Source organism: Actinoplanes sp. NPDC048988, assembly GCF_043197815.1.
Lineage (GTDB): Bacteria > Actinomycetota > Actinomycetes > Mycobacteriales > Micromonosporaceae > Actinoplanes.
Genome location: NZ_JBICTW010000011.1, coordinates 65,590 through 83,952, shown reverse-complemented (window position 1 = coordinate 83,952; position 18,363 = coordinate 65,590). Strand labels below are relative to the sequence as shown.

Sequence of the window (18,363 nt, the reverse complement as noted above, 5' to 3'; positions counted from 1 at the left end):
AGTCCGATGAAAGACTCGTGCGACGCGACCCTGTGCTCCTGGCGATGGCGGCCCTGACGCTGCTGGGTGGCGTGCTGTTCTTCGCCCTGCCCGACGGTGTGCTCCAGGTGTCCGCCTTCTGGGGCCTCCAGGTGCCGTTCGACGCTCTCCTGGCGGTCGGCGCCTGGCGGCTGCGCCAGATCTCGCCGCTCCGGTTCCGCCGCTTCTGGACGATGATCGCCTTTGCCGGCGCCTGCTTCACGGTCGGCGACTTCTCCCAGTTCGTCACGTTCTCGTCGGAATCGATGAACGGCGGCCTGGTCCAGACGGTGCTGTTCACCATCGGCATGAGCAGCAACGTCATCGCCTGCCTGATCTTCCCGCAGGGCCTCGACGGCCGCCGCGACAAGGTCATCTTCTGGCTGGACGCGACCACCGTGCTGGTCGGCGGCGCCGTCGCCGCCTGGTGCTACGCCTACAACTCGGGCGACAACCAGTTCAACGCCGGTCTCACCGCGGCCCTGGTCGTCGTGGCCGCGTTCTGCGCCACCAAGGTCGCGCTCATCCCCGAGCCGCCCATGGCCCGCGTCGCCGCCTGGCCGATGGTCGCCGCGGCCGGCCTCCAGGGCATCGCCACCTTCCTGCCCGGCGTCTTCCAGGACCCCAACAACCCCTGGGTTCTCGCCGTACGCCTGCTCCCGTCGGCCCTCATCGCGGCCGGCCCCCGCATCCAGGAGGTGCTGGTGCGCCGCGGCGGCTCCAGCCGCCGGATCCAGCGACGCCCGTACAGCCTGCTGCCGTACGGGATGATCGCGCTCACCTTCGTCATCTTCTTCGCGATGATGCCCGAGCACGCCTCCTCGCAGCTGTGGGGCGCCGCCATCGCCGTCGTCGTGATCACCTGCCTGGTCGCCGGCCGCCAGCTTGTCGCCTTCCACGACAACATGACGCTGATCCGCCGCCTCGGCGAACACGAGGTGCTGCTGCGCGAGCAGGCCTCCCTGGACGGCCTCACCAAGCTGGCCAACCGGATCTCGTTCAACGAGCGGATGGCCGCGGTCCTTCCGGACCGGGAGGCCTGCGTCCTGCTGATCGACCTGGACGACTTCAAGACGGTGAACGACACGATGGGCCACGCGGCCGGCGACGCCCTGCTGGTGGCGGTGGCCGAGCGCCTGCGCCGCTCGGTCCGCCGCGACGACCTGGTGGCGAGGCTCGGCGGCGACGAGTTCGCGGTGCTGCTGCCGGGCGCCGACGCCGGCATCGGCGGCGCCATCGCCGACGAGATCCAGCGCCTGCTCAACGAGCCGGTCGAGATCCAGTCCCACACCCTGTTCACCCGGGCCAGCGTCGGCGTCGCGGCCGCCGCCGCCGGATACGAGCCGTCCAGCCTGCTCAGCAACGCCGACATCGCCATGTACGAGGCCAAGGGCCGCGGCAAGAGCATGTGGGTGCGCTACACCGACGAGATGGGCGCCCGGATCAGCGCCGAGGCCGAACTCATCCGCGAGATGCGCGAGGCCCTGGACACGGCCCAGTTCGAACTGGTCTACCAGCCGATCGTCCGCCTGACCGACCTGAAGACCACCGGCGTCGAGGCGCTGCTGCGGTGGAACCACCCCGTACGGGGCCTGGTCTCGCCCGTCCAGTTCATCCCGGTGGCCGAACGCACCGGCCAGATCGTGGCGATCGGCCGCTGGGTCCTGTGGCAGGCGTGCCGCCAGGGCGTGGCGTGGCTGCGCGCCAACCCCGAGGTCTCCGGCATGTCGGTCGGCGTGAACGTGGCCGGCCGCCAGCTGAGGGAGCCGGGTTTCGTCGGCGAGGTGGCCCGCGCCCTGGGCGAGACCGGAATGCCCGCGAGCTGCCTGACCATCGAGGTCACGGAGACAGCGGTCCTGGACGACCAGGAGTCCCTGGACGCCCTGCTGGCCCTGCGAGCCTTGGGCGTGAAGCTGGCCCTGGACGACTTCGGCACGGCGGCGTCCTCCCTGGGCCTGCTCCTGACCACCCCGGTGACAACGCTGAAGCTGGACCGCTCGTTCGTGGAGTCCATCACCACGGTGGGCCGCCAGTCAGCCGTGGCCACAGCGGTGAGCCAGATGGCCGGCGCCCTGGAACTCTCCTCAGTGGCGGAGGGCATCGAAACCCCGGAACAACGCGACCTGCTCCTGGCCCTGGGCTACGAGTACGGCCAGGGCTACCTGTTCTCCCGCCCCGTACCCGCCGCCCAGATCGACGACATCATCGGCCGCCCCGCCTGGACCCCCGGCGCCACCATCACCACCTGACCCGCCGCGAAGGCAGATGGATCGGCTGGTCCTCTGCCGTGCTGGAGCCGCCCAGGTTGACCGTTCGCGTCCGCGGTGATGCCGTCAGCCCACCCGGTCCCAGCAGGTATGCGGGAGTGAATCCGGCTACCGGTCTTCCGCGAAAGCCGCCGGGGCCATATGCCGCGGCCACCACATCGATGCCGTCCACGAGAATTCGCATCCGATGGGTAACTCACTCGGCCGGAAACAGCAAAGGTTCCAGCCAGGGCGGCGATCGCGCGGCCGGTGAACTCGGGGGACTCCGAGTTGGCAGGTCGAAGAAGCCGGCCGTTCGTAGGACGCCCTCGGTGCGTAGCAAACCCGGGTACACGCCGACCACTGTGCCGTCTCGGGCGGCCGGCTGGGCGGCGGTCACCGCGACCATGCGGTCGTCGGCCGCCTTGGCCACGCTGTAGGCGATCTGGTCCGCGCCGTTGAGGTAGCTGCCGGGAGTCGGGCGGTCGCTGGTCGGCTGCGCCGGGCGCCACCGCGATTCCCTTGCCGACGCCCCGGTCACCACCGCCACCCGCTGGTCAGTCAGGGCGACGAGAATGGCCGGGAGTGCGACAAGAACGCGTGGTTGCCTGTCGGGGTGCCGGTTCTGCGTACAGTCGAGTTCTGGCCCCAGACCGGCTTCGTGGACGCGCCCTGGGTCGAGGAGCCCGACGAGGACGCGTTCGTGCGCAGCGCTCGTGGGATCGGCGAGTTGTACAGCGAGGGACTCCGCCCGGCGCGGGTCCAGGCGCGGCCCGGGGCTGGGATCCGGTGGCGTTCGAGGCCGCCCGCGCCCACGCGGTGACGCGGGACCCGCGGTTCCACTGGGACGGACCGGCCAAGATGTCACCCGGGCGCCGGTTCACGGCGCGGCCGGTCTTCACCATCACCGACGACGGTCTGGGCCGCGGCGTGGTCGAGGTCCGCCGGGTCGCCGACGGCGCGCTGGTCGCCCGCTCGGCCGAGATGGTCACCGCGGGCGCCGAAAGTGTTTTCCGCCGGGCCGCCGCGGCCTTCAAGTCCGACCTCAGCGCGGGCAGGACCGGCGACACCATGTCGGCCCTGCGCTTCCAGCTCGCCGACCTGGGCGCCGCGCTCACCGACGCGGAACGAACAGAATTCGAAGCCCTGGCCGCAACCCAGCGTCAGCTCACCAACAGCTGAACGCCCGATGCGTAAGGTACAGGCATTTCCAGGCCGGGCGGAAACTCCTCTCCTGGCAGGGCGCACCTCGGGGCGTGACGGCGCCGGGGTGATGGCATTCTGTGGGCGTGAGGCCCATGTGCTCCCTTTATGTGGACGTCGGTTATCTGCTCGGCGCCACAGCTGTCCGGGTGACCGGTACGTCGTTTCGCAACGGGATCCAGGTCGACTACGAGTCACTGATCGACGCGCTCGTTCAGCAGGCGGAGGCGCTGTCGGGGCTGCCGGTGCTGCGCGTGCACTGGTATGACTCGGCCGTCAATGGTGTGCCGGACAATCAGCAACAGCTCATCGGCGAACTGTCGAGCGTGAAGTTGCGGCTCGGCCGGTTCGGCCGGGAAGGTCAGCAGAAAGGCGTCGACCTGCGTATCGGCCTCGATCTGGTGACGCACGCGCGCAACGGGGCCGCCGATGTCTTCATTCTCGTCTCGGGGGACGATGACCTGACGGAGGCCGTCGAGGAGGCCCAGGTTCACGGCGTACAGGTCATCCTGCTCGCCGTTCCCGACGCTGACGACAAACCCCACGCCATCAGCCGGCATCTTGTTCGCGCCGCCGACGGGCTCAAAACCATATTTCCGGATGTGTTCGACCAGTTCGTGTCGAAGGTCGAGGTGCAAGGCGGGTGGCCGCGAGCGAAGACGACGCTCAACGGCTTCACCACGCCCGGATATGAGGACGCCGAGCAGATCGACTCGGTGGTCACCAACGTTCTGGCCACGTTTCGCAGGTCCGCCACCGCGGAGGCGCTGGCGGAACTGGTGGCCGGACGGCCGTCGATTCCCCGGGACATCGACAAGGCCCTGCTGACCGATTTATCCGATCGTCGTGGTGGGATCGATCTGGATGAAATGGTGCGGCACAAACTGCGGACCCGATTCTGGGAGAAGTACGACGAAGGCGAGCACCGCTGATGTTTCCGACTGCCCTTCTCGTCGACCGGCTGTCCCGGGCGGGAATTCGCGACGTCGTCGCCGTCGAACCGGTCAGTGGTGGGCTGGCCGCGCTGGCGGGGGTCGCCGTTCGTGCGGACGGGCCGCCGGTTTTCGTCAAGGCCTTCCCCGACGACGGAGAGGCCGATGGTGACGCCTTTGTCGCGGAGGCCGAAGGGCTGGCTGCGCTGCGGGAATTCGGCGGCCTGGCCACACCCGAGGTGATCGTGGCGAACCAGGAGGTTCTCGTTCTCGCGCTTCTGCGGCCGCGGCCGGATGGCGAGGACTTCTGGGAACGGTTCGCCCACGGGCTCGCCCGCCTGCACACCGGCACCGTGCATCCGCGCTTCGGGTGGCACCGGGACAACTGGCTGGGGCGCCGGCGGCAGGAGAATTCCTGGGCCGAGGACGGGTTCGCCTTCTTCGCTGAGCGCCGGCTGCTGCGCTGGCTCTCCGAGCCCCGGGTCGAGGCCGCGCTCGACGCCGCCGACCGGGTTGCTCTGGAAAGGCTCTGTGCGCGGCTTCCCGAGTTGCTGCCGGAGCGGCCGGCCTGCCTCACCCACGGGGACCTGTGGGCGCAGAACGTCCTGGCCACCGCGGACGGGCAAGCCGCGCTGATCGACCCGGCCGTGTCGTACATGTGGGCCGAAGTCGATCTGGCCCATCTCTGGACCACCGTGCCGCCGCCGGAGTCGCGCCGGTTCTTCGACGTCTACGCCGAGCTGACCGGGCTCGACCGCGGGTGGCCGGAACGGATGCCGATCATTCAGTTGCGGCAGCACCTGGCCGTGCTGGCCCAGTTCGACGACGACTGGGGCGCCGCCACGACGATCCGGGCCACCGTGGCGCCGTTCCGGGCCGGGAGCTGACCGGGATCAGGCGAAGACGATGGTGTGGTTGTCGTGGCGGATCACCCGGTCCTCGCTGTGCCAGCGGACCGCCCGGGACAGGACCGCGCGTTCCACGTCGGCGCCGCGCCTCTGCAGGTCGGCGACCGTCTCGGCGTGGGTCACCCGGACGACGTCCTGCTCGATGATCGGGCCCTCGTCCAGGTCCTCGGTCACGTAGTGGGCCGTGGCGCCGATCAGCTTCACGCCGCGCTGCTTGGCCTTCGCGTACGGGCCGGCGCCGATGAAGGCCGGCAGGAACGAGTGGTGGATGTTGATGATCGGGACGGCCAGTTCCTTGATGAAGCGGCCCGACAGGATCTGCATGTAGCGGGCCAGCACCACGAAGTCGACGTTGCCGCGCAGCAGTTGCAGGTGTTGCGCCTCGGCGGCCGACTTGTCGGGGCCGGCGGGCGACGGCACGTGGAAGAACGGGATGCCGAACGACCGTACCTCGTCCGCGGTGTCGGTGTGGTTCGAGATGACCATCGAGACGCTGACCGGCAGCTCCCCGCGACGGTGACGCCACAACAGGTCCAGGAGGCAGTGGTCCTCCTTGGAGGCGAAGATCGCCACCCGCTTGGGCTTGGCCAGGTCGCGCAGCGTGAACTCGAGGTCGAAGCCGCGGTCCATCTCGGTGCGCAGGTCGTTCTCGATCTCCGGGAGCGCGGCCTTGAGCCCGTCCAGGCTGAACACCGTACGCTGGAAGAACGCCCCGCCGTGCGGGTTGTCGGAGTACTGGTCCAGCGACACGATGTTCGCCCCGTGCTTGCTGAGCACCGAACCCACAGCGGCCACGATGCCGGTGCGGTCGGCGCCGTGCACGATGAGGACGGCCTGGTCACGGGGGCCGTCGCCACGCGGGTGGGGTGAGGCGAGGGGTGCGTGCTGGGTGAGCGTCACTGAGTAATCCTTCCGATCCGATCGTGGCGAGGGTACTCAAAGATCGCCCGTCGCGGTCGGTTTGTGACCCACCCGGCCCGGTCAGTTCTTCAGCAGCGCGGCGGCCAGCTCACGGCCGTGGTCGGTCCAGGGCGCCGGGCGCATGGTCGCGGCGTCGAGGCGTACGTTGACCCGCCGCCCCTCGGCGAACACGGTCCGCCCGTCCTCGGAGGTCACCCGGAAGCCGTACTCGGCGCTGGTCCTGCCCATCCGGTCGAGCCAGAAATAAACGGCGATCTCGCCGGTGCCGGTGATCGGGCGGTGGAACGTGATGGCGTACTCCCGAACGACGTTGAAAGCGTCCGGCGTGGTCGGGCCGCCGCCGGTGAACGCGACGCCGCGCTCCTGCCACCAGATCACGATGGCCCGCTCGACCAGGACGGCGTACCGGGAATTGTGCAGTACGCCCATCGCGTCCAGGTCGTCGAAATGCACGGGAAGGCGCACGACGTCGCCGTACGTCTCAGTCAAGATCGTCATGACAGCTCCGGAAGGATCGAGGGATCGGTGGCGAGGGCACGCAGGTGGCTGAGCAGGGCCAGCCGCGCGTGCCGGAAGGTGACGTCAGGGCCGAGCACGGGCGCCTGCATGACGGCGCAGACCCCCAGCGACTCGATCACGAAGGGAACACCGGCTCCGGTACGGAGATCGCCGGCCGCGACCGCCTCGTCGGTGAGCCGGGTCAGGAAGGCCATCCAGTCGGCCAGCTCGGCGCCGAGCCGGTCGCGCAGGACGCCGGGCCGGGCGTTGAACTCGAAGTGGGCGTTGGCGAAGAAACAACCGCCGGGAAGCACCCGCGCCTCGTAGAAGGCAAGCCGCCGATCATGCAGAGCCCACAGCCGCCGTACGCCGTGGGGCGCGGCCAGGGCGGGCCGGATGACCTCGTCGGTCCACTGGGCCCGGGCGTGGTCGATGACGGCGAGCTGGAGCGCCTCCTTGGACCGCCAGTGCGCGAACAGCCCCGACTTGCTCACCCCGAGCGCGTCGGCGAGCTGGCTCAGCGACAGCCCGTCGAGCCCGTTCACGGTCGCGAGACGCAGGGCCTGATCCAGTACGGCGGTGCGCGTGCGCTCTCCGCGTACCAGCCTGCCGTCCACCGTCATGCGGTCGACACTACAAAGCGACCGACCGTTCGTAAATATTGTCTTCCGGCTTATCGTGTGGTGTGCCTCTCGATTACGACGCCGAACTACGCCTGCACACGGAGGCCCTGCGCCGCGCCTGGAACCTGGGCCCGCACGACCACGTCCTGGACATCGGCTGCGGCGCCGGCCAGACCACCCGCGAGGCCGCCGGGCTGGCCGCCTCCGCGCTGGGCATCGACGTCTTACCCGACGCCATCGAGCGCGCCCGCGCCATCGATGAAGGAAAAGCTCGATTCACCTGCGGAGACGCCCAGACGTACGCCTTCCCGCCGCGTTCCTTCACGGTGGCGATCAGCCGCTTCGGCACGATGTTCTTCACCGACCCGGTGGCCGCCTTCACGAACATCGCCCGGGCCCTGCGCCCCGCCGGCCGCCTGGCCATGCTGGTCTGGCAGCCGGCCGACCGGAACGAATGGGACGTGACCATCCGCCGCGCGCTGGCCGTTCCGGCGGAACCGTCACCGTTTTCCCTGTCCGACCCGGAAACGGTGCGCGGGATTCTGGGGGCCGCGGGTTTCACCGGCGTCGCCTTCACGGACGTCCCCGAGCCGGTCTACTACGGTCCCGATGTGCAGGCCGCCCTCACCTGGGTCCGGGGCTTCACCTGCGCCCGGGGCGCCCTCGACGACCCGGAAGCCGTCGAGCGTCTGCGCTCCCTGTTCGCCGCCCACCAGACGTCCGACGGCATCTGGTTCGACGCGCGGGCGTGGCTGGTCACGGCGCGCGAAAGTAGTCCCGCAGCAAAGTGATGAGCCCATCCCGTACGCGGAAGATCTGAACAAGGGCAACCGCCGTCCCGTCCTCGAAAACCGTGTCGATCTCGGCGACGAAGACCCCCGGATCGCCGGTCTCGTGCAGCACATAGCCGGAGCGGCTCAGATCCACCGGGCCCTCGACCGCCGAGGCCCGCTGAATCTCCCCGATACCCGCCCGAATGGCGTCCCGCCCGACAAGCCGCAACGGCACAAGCGGCGCCTCGAACACACCGTCCTCAGCGAAGAGCGCGGCCACGGCGTCGGCATCCCGCCTGATGGCACCCGCGTGCACGTACTTCCGAAAGAGCTCCTCGGACAGAAGGCTCACCTCCTCGAGCGATCGTTTTGACGAGCCCGCGTTCGGCACCGGTCGAGTACCACGAGACCGCCCAGAAGCGCGAAGGCACCCACGAAGGCTCCCGGCACACCGCGAGTGCCGCCATGCCCCAGCGCGGCCCCGGCCAGGCACAACCCGGCCACCACCGCCCCGCCAGCAAGGTTCAGCTCCACACTCCGAAACAGACTGGCACCGACGAGACGAGCGCGCCATCGTGGCACAGGCCGGTACTCGGCGAATCGCCGCTCCACTTCACGCCTCCCAAATCCAGGCGGACAATCCGCTCATGTTCCCGCGGAACGCACTGGTGCCGCCAGACCGGACTACCCGGCGAGGCCCAGTCGGCCGCTGATGTGGTCTCTGCCGCAGCCCTCGACCGCTTCTTTCGGCTGGCGTTCGCGCCTGGACAGCGCCGAGGGCGACGACGAGCTCAGGTGTGCGCAGCAACCGTGGGCGGCCGGCGACGCGGGACTGTGCCCGGAGAGGTGTTTCCGGCCCGGCACGCCCGCCTGAAGACCCGGCGCCATGGGCACCGTTAGTGATGACATAGAACGTTAACGGCAGCGACGGCTGACCTCACCGACGTACGGGAAGAGTGGCCGCCTTTGACGGTTCCTAACATCGGGGCGCTGGTCTATCAGATGCGCGCGGTTCTCCTATGCGGCAGGGCGGCGGTACGCGCGGATTGACGGCAGGGCGCGGCCGGTGAAGTCGAACTGGGTCAGGTTGTCGTTGGGGGCCTCGGCGCCCGGCTCCCAGCCGACGCCGGGGATCCATTCCGGCTCCCAGGCCAGGAAGCCCAGGCCGAGGGAACCGGGGACGGCCAGCAGGACCTGCCGTACGCGCTCGTAGAAGGCGGCCTGGCCGGCCGCTGTGGCCGGGAACTGGTCGAGGTCGGGCAGCGTGGCCGGGTCGGTGACGATGTTGCCGCGGCCGTCGCCGTCGGTCATCGTCCACGGGTAGGCGACCTCGGCCAGCAGGATCGGCTTGCCGTACCGGGTGGCCGAGTCGGCCAGGTTGGCCTGCAGGTCGGCGATCGAGCCGTGCCACATGGGGTAGTACGACTGGCCGAGAATGTCGTACGGGACGCCGTAGGTGGCGATGTTGTCGAAGAACCAGCGGGTGTCGCCCATCTTGCCGCCCCGGTCGATGTGCAGCATGACCCGGACGTGGTCGCCGGCCGCCTCGCGGGCGCCGGCGATGCCCGACTTGAGCAGGTCGGTGAAGGCCGGCCACTGCTGGGTTCCGTCCGGCGGGTAGAGCTGCCCGGCCGGCCACAGGAGGCCGTTGGTGATCTCGTTGCCGATCTGGATGATGTCGGCCGGCGTGCCCTGCCGCGCGAAGTCGCGCAGCAGGTCGCGGGTGTAGGTGTGGATCTTCGTCAGCAGGGCGGGCAGGCCGGTGGGCCAGCTCGCGGGGATGGGCTGTTTGCCGGGGTCGGCCCAGAAGTCGCTGTAGTGCGGGTCCAGCACGATCTTCAGGCCGGCCTTCTTGGCGCGGCGGGCCAGGTGGAGCGCCCGGGCCCGGTCGCTGTAGCCGTCCGGCGGGTCGACCCAGACGCGCAGCCGCATGTGGGTGGCGCCCTCGCGGGCCAGGATCTGCTCGGCCGGCCGCACCCGCCCCCGCAGGTCGCGGTAGCGCCCGCCCGCCTCTTCCAGTTGCGGCAGGAAGGACAGGTCGGCGCCGCGGACGCGCAGCGCTCGGGAACTCGCCGAGGCGACGCCCGGCGTGAGGGCGGCCAGCGCGGCCCCACCGGCCCCGGCCAGCAGGCTGCGGCGGCTGACGTGTGGCATCGAAGACCCCCAATGCTTGTGAGCGCTCACGGTGCTCCGCGACAATGGGAAAGTCAAGGGAGGGAGCGGACGACGACGGTCATGGCGATCCTTCTGTTCCTGGCCGTCGTCCGCGTCTGGAACTACAAGGGCCCGGCTCGGCTCCAGCCCATCGTCAACCCCGTCGCCGCGCTCCTGCTGTGCACGCTGTTCGGCCTCGACGTCACGATCTCCAAGACCGCTTTCCGGTACGCCGTGACCGGCGCCGCCGTCATAGCCGCCGCCTATGTCATCGCCTCGCGATTCAGCGCAGCCGAACGGAGCGACGCCCATCCGTGGCGCAAGGCCCTGGTCGAGATCCCGCTGGCCGTGGTCCTGTTCGAGGAAGTGGCTTTCCGGGGCGTGCTGCCGGAGCTGATCGGCCCGTACTGGGCGGCCGCCCTGTTCGGGCTGTGGCACGTCCGGCCGGCCTCGGCGGTCGTTTTCACCGCCGTGGCCGGCCTCGTTCTGACCTGGGGCGCCGAGGCCGGCGGTTCGCTGCTGGTGCCCATCGTCTGGCACTGGGCCGCGAACGGCCTCGGCGTGCTCGTCTTCCAGCGGAAGCGTTGATCAGGGCTTGCGCGCGACCGCCCCGTACGCCTCAATCGTCTCGATCTCGCCGTCGGCGCGCCAGGCGCTGATCTGGACCACGCCGGGCTCGATGATCTCGAAGCCGTCGAAGACGCTCTCGATCTGCTCGGGGCTGCGCAGGATGTACGGCACGCCGCCGCTCTCGGCCAGCTTGCGGGCGCCCTCGCGGACCGCCTCGGTGGTGTCCGTGCCGTCCCAGAAGACCAGGTAGCTGCCGGAAGGCACGGCGTCCATGACCGTGTTGACGATCTCGCGGATCCGGTTGAGGCTGGGCTCGTAGCCCATCACGCCCATGAACATGACAGCGACCGGCTGGGTGAGATCGAGCGGGCCGTCGGCGTCGGCCAGGATCTTCTCGGGGTCGTGGTAATCGGCGTGGACGTACTGGGTGACGCCCTCGTCGGTGACGCTGACCAGCAGCGCGCGGGCGTGCGCGAGGACCAGCGGGTCGTTGTCGACGTAGACGATCCGGGCCGCCGGGTTGATGCTCTGCGCCACCTCGTGCGTGTTCTGCATGGTGGGCAGGCCGGTGCCGATGTCGAGGAACTGCTTGATGCCGGCCTCGGCGGCCAGGTGGCTGACGACCCGGATCAGGAACTGCCGGGACAGCCGGGCCATCACGGCGATCTCGGGGTAGACCTGTGCCACCGCGTCACCGGCGGCCCGGTCGGCGGCGAAGTTGTCCTTCCCGCCCATCCAGTAGTTCCACATCCGGGCCGCGTGCGGCACGTCCGGCTGCAGTTCGGCGGGGGCTTCGTCGGTCATATCGCGCTCTCCTTGTTGTCGAATGCCACATCGTCAGCGATCTTGCGAAGAATCAGCGGTGTGTCGTCCGGCGGCGCGGCATCGATGATGAGGCGGCTGAACGCGGTCGCGTAGTTGTCGAGGTCGTCCCGCTTGTCCAAGTAGACGGCGCTGGTCAGGTGTTCGATGTAGACGACGTCGTCGAGTTCCTCGTGCGGGAAGCGCAGAATGCTGAACGCGCCGCCGGCCGCCGCGTGCCCACCCGAGTCGAACGGGATGATCTGCAGGCGGATGTTCGGGTTCTCGGTGGCCTCGAGCAGCGCGAGGATCTGCTCGTGCAGGACCTCGCGGCCGCCGATGAGCCGGCGCAGCACCGCCTCGTCGAGGACGGCCCACAGCTTCGGGGCGTCCGGCCGGGTCAGGATCTGCTTGCGGGCCATCCGCAGTTTCGCCCGCCGCTCGATCTCCACCGTGCCGGGAGCCTGGTGGCCGAGGCGGATGACAGCGCTCGCGTACGCCTCGGTCTGCAGCAGTCCGGGCACGAACTGGATCTCGTACGTGCGGATCAGCTCGGCCGACTGTTCCAGGTCGAGATAGTTGGTGAACCAGCTGTCGAGCACGTCGCCGTAGCTGCGCCACCAGCCCGGGGTGTTGGCCTCCCGAGTCAGTTCGAGCAGCCGGTCGTGCTCCTCCTGATCGTCCACGCCGTACAGATGAAGCAGGTCGGTGACGTCGCGCGGCTTGAAACTGACCCGGCCCAGCTCCATCCGGCTGATCTTGGATTCGGACGCGCGGATGCGGTAGCCGGCGTCCTCCCGGCTGACGCCCTTGGCCAGCCGCAGCTCGCGCAGGCGCGCACCCAGTTGGAGGCGGCGCACTGTGGAGCCGGCGCTGTCCTGTCTCCCGGTCACGGTGACCTGCTTATCAGGCTCTGAGCTCGCACGCTACGGCTTGCGGCCGACGGCGCAGAACTGGCTGATCGCCGGCCCGTCGGCCCGCCACCGGGTCACCGGCACCACGCCCGGCTCCACAAGAGCCATGCCATCGAAGAGTTTCGTTATCTGGTCCGGGCTGCGCAGGTGATACTTCGGATTGGCCGACACATTCCAGATGCGGGTGGCCTCCGAAGTGGCCGGGTCGGTGTCGGCGCCGTCGTACATGGCCAGGAAACTGCCGGCGGGCAGATCGCGCAGCAGGCGGTCGATGATGCTCTTGGCCTTGTCGTCGCTCTCGATGTGCCCGAGCACCCCCATCAGCGTCACCGCGACCGGCCGGGAGAGGTCGAGCGTGGCGGCGGCGGCCCGGAGGATCGCCTCCGGGTCCCGGAGATCTTCGTGTACGTACTCGGTGGCGCCCTCGTCGGTGCTGCTCAGCAGCCGGCGGGCGTGCGCGAGGACCAGGGGATCGTTGTCGACGTAGACGACGCGGGCGGCCGGGTTCGCCTTCTGCGCCACCTCGTGGGTGTTGTCGGCCGTCGGCAGTCCGGTACCGATGTCCAGGAACTGGGTGATTCCCTCCTCGAGCACCAGGTACCGGACCGCGCGGGCGAGGAAGGCCCGGGAGAGCTTGGCATGCTCCGCGAGCTGGGGCAGGGTGGCGATGATCTGATCACCGACGGCCCGGTCGGCGGCGAAGTTGTCGGTACCGCCGAGCAGGTAGTTCCAGATCCGTGCGGTCTCCGGCACGTTCGTGTCGAGCCGGTCGATGTCCTCAGCCACGCGACCATCCTTTGTGGAGATCCACGACGATGATCGACAGCATACTCATGCGGCCTACCGGCCAGTCTCCACCCGGTCGGCTATTTCCTTCACCCGCTCGGCGCATTGAGCTTGACAGTCGCCCCCAAATCGGCGACCCGACAGACCGGGCGGACGGTGGCAAGCCCTTGCGACCCTGACGGTACCCGACGGGGAAAGGCGACCAATGTGAAGATTCTTCTTCAATCCCTCCCGGCCCTGATCGGCGTTCTTCTCGGAGCGCTCGCGACCTTCTTCACCAGCTCGGCCACCGAGCGGGCCCGCTGGCACCGCCAGCAGTCGATCCGGTGGGACGAGAAGCGGCTGACGGCATATACCGAATATGCCAACGCCGTCAAGCACGTCATCTCCACCTCGGTCCGGCTGGCCTCGGCCCGGGGTGTGTACCCCGACGATTCGTGGTTCGCGGGAAAGAGCACGCTTGAGGACCTGGTCGAGGCGGAGGAGCAGCGGACGCTCAAATGGGAGGCTGTACTGCTGTTAGGTGACGAGAACGTCATCGCGGCCGGGCGCGACTGGCACCAACTCTCCTTCCGGCTCATGCGACTCGCTTGTAGCCAGCCGAGTGAACTGAGCTGGGAGGAGGTGATCAAGAGGACCGGCGAAGCCCGGCATCGGTTCTACGTCGCCGCGAAGGGGGACCTGGGCGTACACGTCGGCGAATCCACCGACGTGTACGAATGGCAGATGGCCAAGTGGCTCGCTGAGAGGCCGGAAGGCGTGAGCGAGGGCGGGCAGGCGTGAGCGGTCAGTGGAAGGCCGGGGCGTTCTCCGCCAGCCAGTCCGTGTAGGTCTGGGTGCCGCGCGGGCCGTCGCCGGTCGGGACCAGGCCGCCGGCGCTCATGCCGCCGGGGAAGTGGACGGGCAGGATCGGGCGGCGGCGGGCGCCGCCGGCGGCCATCAGGCGCCGGGCCATGTCGACCAGGGTTTCGAGCCGGGGGCCGGCCAGCTCGGGGGCCATCGCCCGCGGGGGCTCCACGGCCAGGGCGGCCAGGTGCTCGCCGACCTCCCGGACGGCGATCGGCTGGACCTGGCCCGTCGGGATCAGCGCGAGGGGGCCCGGCACCGAGGACAGTAGTTGGCCGGCGAACTCGTGGAACTGGGTGGCACGCAGGATGGTCCACGGCAGGCCCGAGGCGCGGACGATCTCCTCCTGGCGCAGCTTGCCGGTGTAGTAGCCGTTCTTCACCCGGTCCACGCCGACGATCGACAGGGACAGGAAGTGCCGTACGCCGGCGCGGGCGGCGGCCGCGGTCAGGTTCGTGCCGGCCTTGTCGAAGAAGGCGACGGCGACCGCCTTGCGCTGGGTGAGCACGTTGCTGACGTCGATCACGGCGTCGGCGCCGGTCAGGGCCGCGTCCAAACCGGCGCCGGTGAGCAGGTCGACGCCGGCGGCGCGGGACAGGATCACGGGGGAGTGGCCGCGGGCGCGGAGCGCCTCGACGACCTGCCGTCCGGCCAGGCCGGTGCCACCGGCGACGGCGATGCGCAGTGTCTTCATGCCAGAGGGACGAGGCAGCCTCCGGCAACGTGACAGTGACGACCGGCACACCGGGGCTGTCACGAAACGCGGGGGTGGCTCGTCCTCTCGGCATGACACCTGTGAACACGTGGCTGCGCGGTGGCCTGCTGACGCTGGCCGGGCTCCAGACGATCGCCTCGGTCTGGCAGTACTTCTTCCCGCGCGCCTTCTACGACCACTTTCCGACCGTGCGGCTGGATCCGCCGTACAACGAACATCTGGTGTCGGATGTGGGCGGGCTCGGGCTGGCGCTGACCGCGATGCTGTACTTCGCGGCCGTCGTCCTCGAGAACAAGGTGGTCATGTCGGCGCTGATCGGCTACCTGATCTACGCGGCGACGCACTTCCTGTTCCACGTGACGCACTTCGGCAACTTCTCGGTGGGGGAGGCGCTGGGCGTGGGCACCGGCCTGGGCATCGAGGTTGTGCTGGCAGTGCTTTTGCTGTACGTAGCCTGGTCTACTCGTGGGGCAGCAGATACCGCCACGTCGCGGCCACGTAGTTAGAGGGGCCGACCCGGTACATCGGCCAGACCGGCTCGGTGGCTCGCGGCAGCCGGCGCTGGACCTCGAGCGCGGCCGCCCCACGGAGGCGCTGCTCGGCGTACCAGCCGGCCGGTGGCGCGCCAAGAGGCCACACTTCCGATGAATCGGGCACGTAGTCGATCTTCACCGTCGCCAGGAGCACCGCGGGCGGGCGGAAGATCTCGCCGTCGAGCGCCCGGCGGCGCAGGCGCCGCACTCGGTCGTACAGGTCGTGCAACGCCGGCGGGAAGGAGATCACCGGCCCCGCGTCGAGCCGGGCGCTGAGATCTCGGTCGGCATCCACCCATACCCGTACATCATGATAGGGCCGATCGGGACGGCTCGTATCGACCGGCTTGCCCAGCGCGTCAAGGGCGTGGACCCGTAGCGCCCGCACCTCGGCGGCGGGCAGGCGCAGGCTGGCGGCGGCGTCGGCGTACGCGGTGCCGTCGTCGTAGACCACCAGCGGCGGCGGCTCGAAGACGCCGACGCCCGGAGCGAAGAAGCCGCCGGGCCGGGACCACGCGAACAGGGGCCGGCTGGGCACGCCGCCGGCGCCGATCGCCAACACGGAGAAAGCGCCGGCGGCGGCGGCCAGGAACGTTCGGCGGTCCATGCGACCAGACTAAACGGGCAAATCGGCCGCCGGGCCGGGTGGGGCAGAATGATCGGCGTGCGAGAAGTGGTGGATGGGGTCTTCGAGCTGAGCCTCGGTTTCGTGAACGTGCACCTGGTCGTCACCGACGACGGCGTCGTGCTGGTCGACACGGGGTTGCCGCGCAACGCCAAGCGCATCGACCGCGCCCTGCGCGACATGAAAAGACCATTGGCGACGTACGGGTCGTCCTGCTCACCCACCATCACGTCGACCACATCGGCAACGTGGCCGACATCCGCCGCCGCTCGGGCGCCCGGGTCATCGCGCACGCCGCGGACGCCCCGGTGATCACCGGCGCGATCACCGGCGAGCCACCCAAAGGCCTGGCCCGGTTCGCCGTACGCCTGATCGGCACCCCCGAGCCGACCAAGCTCGACCAGCTGATCACAGGCGACGAGACCAGCCCCGTGCCCGGCTTCACCGCCCTGCACACTCCCGGGCACACCCGAGGCCACGTCTCCTACCTGCTCGAACGCGACGGCGGCATCCTCTTCGCAGGCGACACGGCCGGCCACGGCCGCGACGGCAGGGTGACCTTGGGCCCGACCCAGGTCTCAGCCGACCCCACCGAGCAGAGCCGCAGCATCGCCAAGCTGGCCACCCACGACTTCGAGCACGCCGTCTTCGGCCACGGCCAGGCCCTCACCGGCCGCGCCGTCGACCGCTTCCGCGAGTACGCCGGCCAGCACGCCCCGGGCGACCCCGCCCCCGGAGATCCCGCCCCCGGAGACCCCGCCCCCGGCGACGGTGTCTCTGACCCCGGCGCTTAGCCCAAACCGCACCCAACGGCCCGCCACACATCGATCCACCACCGCGCCACCGGGCACACCGCGCCACCGGGCACACCGCGCCACCGGGCACACCGCGCCACCGGGCACGCCGCGCCACCGGGCACGCCGCGCCACCGGGCACACCGCGCCACCGGGCCGTGGCGGCATATCACCGATGTAACGCAATTCGGACGTCGCGTCATCACGGCTGGCAGCGTTCGAGCGCCGACATTTCGGACAACGGCATGCCGACCCATCGTGTTGGATGGCGACAACGTTTCGAGCGCCCGCGTTCGAGTGCGGCCACATTCCGGGCAGCAGCGTTCAAGGGCGGTGGCATCTTGGACCGAGACTTCTCCAGCTGGAACTTTCTCCAGCTGAGACTTCTCCAGCCGAGACTTCTTCGACCGAGCCCTCTTTTCCGGCCGAGACTTTTGTCCGAGCGAGGCTTTTTGTCCGAGCGAGAGTTCGCGCTGCGACATTTCGGGCAGTCCAGAGGGTGGCGACATTTCGGGCGGCGGTCACGGGCGGTGGCATCTCGGGAAGGACATTTCGGGTAGTGCATTTCGGGCGGCCCGTCAGAGGGCAGCGACATTTCGGGCGGAGTTCTGCGGCAGTAAGGGACGGCGGCATCTCGGACCGGACATTCGGGTAGCGACGTTTCGAGCGGCCGTGTTGAAGACGGCGACATTCGGGCGGCCGTGTCTCGGACAGCGACATGCTGGGCGGTCGCCTTTGAGAGTGCGACATTTCGGGCAGCTGTGCCTCGGGCGGCGACAATCGCGGTCGCGCTTGAGGATACCGACATTTCAGGCGGCCGAACTCGACTGCGGGCGCGTTCCAAGGCGGCGGCCTTTGGGGCGGCGGCGTCCAAGGGCCGCGCTTCGGGGTGGCGGCGCCTTGGGGGAAGCGCCTCAGACGGCTATACGGAAGGGTGGGGCTGAGGTCGGCGCGGCCGCCAGATGTATGACGTCGATGCTCTCGTCCGCCGGTAGCGGAGCCGCGCCGGCGCCCGTGATCGGGTGGGGGCGGCGTGGGATGTGTGGGCCCGAACTGCCGCCCCGGCCCTGGTAGACGTAGAGGCCGTGCGCCGGGTCGGGCACCGCGTCCAGGGCAGCCGTGACCAGGGGCAGGGCGCGGAACGCGGCCCAGCGCTCGTCGGTGGCGAAGGCGATCTCGAACAGAACGCCCCACGTGTGGGTGTGCCACTCCCACTGGTAGGCACCGTGAGTGATGGCGGCCTCCGTCAGCGCTGTGCCCAGCCCGTCACGCCAGGCGCGCGCGGAGCCGCCGGGTCCGTCCAGGACCTCGATCGACCACCAGCGCAGTTCCATCACCCGACTGTAGACCCGCAGCACAAGATCTGACAGTAAAAGGAACGATCAAGAAAAGCACCCGAATTGGGGAGGCTGATTTCTCCTTTCACTCGGCCGATCGGATGGTTGCGCCGTTACCGGGCGCGTTGAAAGGTGTTTATCGGAAATCATCGAATAGCGAGCGTAA

21 protein-coding genes are annotated in these 18,363 nt (G+C 69.5%); 9 read left to right on the top strand and 12 right to left on the bottom strand.

The features are described from left to right. Positions 1-17 precede the first annotated feature (17 nt). Entirely contained in the window at positions 18-2,267 is a 2,250-nt protein-coding gene (locus tag ACGFJ7_RS29480; RefSeq protein WP_392644939.1) for a putative bifunctional diguanylate cyclase/phosphodiesterase, read from the top strand. Between the two features lie 214 nt (positions 2,268-2,481). Here ACGFJ7_RS29480 and ACGFJ7_RS29475 read toward each other — a convergent pair whose 3' ends face one another. Next, positions 2,482-2,805, bottom strand: coding sequence for a hypothetical protein (locus ACGFJ7_RS29475; RefSeq protein WP_392644937.1), 324 nt, complete (start codon positions 2,803-2,805; stop codon positions 2,482-2,484). Between the two features lie 248 nt (positions 2,806-3,053). Here ACGFJ7_RS29475 and ACGFJ7_RS29470 point away from each other — a divergent pair, with 248 nt between their 5' ends. From ACGFJ7_RS29470 to ACGFJ7_RS29460, 3 genes are all read left to right on the top strand, one after another. Continuing rightward, complete coding sequence (locus tag ACGFJ7_RS29470) at positions 3,054-3,446, top strand: hypothetical protein (protein ID WP_392644936.1); 393 nt, start codon at positions 3,054-3,056, stop codon at positions 3,444-3,446. Between the two features lie 131 nt (positions 3,447-3,577). Further along, a complete protein-coding gene (locus ACGFJ7_RS29465; protein ID WP_360260261.1) occupies positions 3,578-4,399 on the top strand; it encodes an NYN domain-containing protein in 822 nt (273 codons plus the stop codon). Next, on the top strand, positions 4,399-5,286 hold the full coding sequence (locus ACGFJ7_RS29460) for a fructosamine kinase family protein (protein WP_360260264.1): 888 nt from the start codon (positions 4,399-4,401) through the stop codon (positions 5,284-5,286). Before ACGFJ7_RS29465 ends, ACGFJ7_RS29460 begins: the two co-directional genes overlap by 1 nt. A gap of 6 nt (positions 5,287-5,292) precedes the next feature. Here ACGFJ7_RS29460 and purU read toward each other — a convergent pair whose 3' ends face one another. From purU to ACGFJ7_RS29445, 3 genes are all read right to left on the bottom strand, one after another. Beyond that, positions 5,293-6,207 carry a formyltetrahydrofolate deformylase gene (gene purU, locus ACGFJ7_RS29455; RefSeq protein ID WP_360260267.1) on the bottom strand — a complete coding sequence of 305 codons (915 nt, stop codon included), beginning with the start codon at positions 6,205-6,207 and terminating at the stop codon, positions 5,293-5,295. Between the two features lie 81 nt (positions 6,208-6,288). After that, positions 6,289-6,726 (bottom strand): acyl-CoA thioesterase, encoded by a 438-nt coding sequence (locus ACGFJ7_RS29450; RefSeq protein ID WP_392644934.1) that lies wholly within the window; start codon positions 6,724-6,726, stop codon positions 6,289-6,291. Beyond that, positions 6,723-7,349, bottom strand: a complete 627-nt coding sequence (locus tag ACGFJ7_RS29445) for a TetR/AcrR family transcriptional regulator (RefSeq protein WP_392644932.1) — start codon at positions 7,347-7,349, stop codon at positions 6,723-6,725. Before ACGFJ7_RS29445 ends, ACGFJ7_RS29450 begins: the two co-directional genes overlap by 4 nt. A gap of 62 nt (positions 7,350-7,411) precedes the next feature. Between ACGFJ7_RS29445 and ACGFJ7_RS29440 the strand changes: the two genes are divergently transcribed. Beyond that, positions 7,412-8,140, top strand: coding sequence for a class I SAM-dependent methyltransferase (locus ACGFJ7_RS29440; protein ID WP_392644931.1), 729 nt, complete (start codon positions 7,412-7,414; stop codon positions 8,138-8,140). On the opposite strand, the gene ACGFJ7_RS29435 is transcribed toward ACGFJ7_RS29440, so the two are convergent. Both ACGFJ7_RS29435 and ACGFJ7_RS29430 read right to left on the bottom strand, forming a co-directional pair. Further along, positions 8,106-8,513, bottom strand: a complete 408-nt coding sequence (locus ACGFJ7_RS29435) for a nuclear transport factor 2 family protein (RefSeq protein ID WP_392644929.1) — start codon at positions 8,511-8,513, stop codon at positions 8,106-8,108. The genes ACGFJ7_RS29440 and ACGFJ7_RS29435 overlap by 35 nt on opposite strands. 626 nt (positions 8,514-9,139) lie before the next feature. Then, the gene (locus ACGFJ7_RS29430) at positions 9,140-10,276 is read right to left on the bottom strand and encodes an arabinogalactan endo-beta-1,4-galactanase (protein WP_392644927.1); all 1,137 of its coding nucleotides are present in this window, start codon (positions 10,274-10,276) and stop codon (positions 9,140-9,142) included. 81 nt (positions 10,277-10,357) lie between these two features. On the opposite strand from ACGFJ7_RS29430, the gene ACGFJ7_RS29425 reads away from it, so the two are divergent. After that, a complete protein-coding gene (locus ACGFJ7_RS29425) occupies positions 10,358-10,864 on the top strand; it encodes a CPBP family intramembrane glutamic endopeptidase (RefSeq protein ID WP_360260285.1) in 507 nt (168 codons plus the stop codon). Here the strand turns inward: ACGFJ7_RS29425 and ACGFJ7_RS29420 are convergent, their stop codons facing one another. The 3 genes from ACGFJ7_RS29420 to ACGFJ7_RS29410 are packed head-to-tail and all read right to left on the bottom strand — an operon-like array spanning position 10,865 to position 13,368. Beyond that, positions 10,865-11,650, bottom strand: a complete 786-nt coding sequence (locus ACGFJ7_RS29420; protein WP_360260288.1) for an SAM-dependent methyltransferase — start codon at positions 11,648-11,650, stop codon at positions 10,865-10,867. It abuts the gene before it with no gap. Then, positions 11,647-12,540, bottom strand: coding sequence for a helix-turn-helix transcriptional regulator (locus ACGFJ7_RS29415; protein ID WP_360260291.1), 894 nt, complete (start codon positions 12,538-12,540; stop codon positions 11,647-11,649). Before ACGFJ7_RS29415 ends, ACGFJ7_RS29420 begins: the two co-directional genes overlap by 4 nt. A gap of 33 nt (positions 12,541-12,573) precedes the next feature. Then, the gene (locus ACGFJ7_RS29410) at positions 12,574-13,368 is read right to left on the bottom strand and encodes an SAM-dependent methyltransferase (protein ID WP_392645147.1); all 795 of its coding nucleotides are present in this window, start codon (positions 13,366-13,368) and stop codon (positions 12,574-12,576) included. A 186-nt stretch (positions 13,369-13,554) separates the two neighbouring features. On the opposite strand from ACGFJ7_RS29410, the gene ACGFJ7_RS29405 reads away from it, so the two are divergent. After that, complete coding sequence (locus ACGFJ7_RS29405; RefSeq protein WP_392644925.1) at positions 13,555-14,130, top strand: hypothetical protein; 576 nt, start codon at positions 13,555-13,557, stop codon at positions 14,128-14,130. Between the two features lie 4 nt (positions 14,131-14,134). On the opposite strand, the gene ACGFJ7_RS29400 is transcribed toward ACGFJ7_RS29405, so the two are convergent. Continuing rightward, complete coding sequence (locus ACGFJ7_RS29400; RefSeq protein WP_392644923.1) at positions 14,135-14,887, bottom strand: SDR family oxidoreductase; 753 nt, start codon at positions 14,885-14,887, stop codon at positions 14,135-14,137. 92 nt (positions 14,888-14,979) lie between these two features. Here ACGFJ7_RS29400 and ACGFJ7_RS29395 point away from each other — a divergent pair, with 92 nt between their 5' ends. After that, entirely contained in the window at positions 14,980-15,414 is a 435-nt protein-coding gene (locus ACGFJ7_RS29395) for a hypothetical protein (RefSeq protein WP_392644922.1), read from the top strand. On the opposite strand, the gene ACGFJ7_RS29390 is transcribed toward ACGFJ7_RS29395, so the two are convergent. Continuing rightward, positions 15,368-16,048 carry a hypothetical protein gene (locus ACGFJ7_RS29390; protein ID WP_392644920.1) on the bottom strand — a complete coding sequence of 227 codons (681 nt, stop codon included), beginning with the start codon at positions 16,046-16,048 and terminating at the stop codon, positions 15,368-15,370. The genes ACGFJ7_RS29395 and ACGFJ7_RS29390 overlap by 47 nt on opposite strands. Positions 16,049-16,086: 38 nt before the next feature. Here ACGFJ7_RS29390 and ACGFJ7_RS29385 point away from each other — a divergent pair, with 38 nt between their 5' ends. After that, positions 16,087-16,860 carry an MBL fold metallo-hydrolase gene (locus ACGFJ7_RS29385; protein WP_392644918.1) on the top strand — a complete coding sequence of 258 codons (774 nt, stop codon included), beginning with the start codon at positions 16,087-16,089 and terminating at the stop codon, positions 16,858-16,860. Positions 16,861-17,774: 914 nt separating this feature from the next. Here ACGFJ7_RS29385 and ACGFJ7_RS29380 read toward each other — a convergent pair. Beyond that, positions 17,775-18,194 carry a hypothetical protein gene (locus ACGFJ7_RS29380; RefSeq protein ID WP_392644916.1) on the bottom strand — a complete coding sequence of 140 codons (420 nt, stop codon included), beginning with the start codon at positions 18,192-18,194 and terminating at the stop codon, positions 17,775-17,777. Positions 18,195-18,363: the final 169 nt, after the last annotated feature.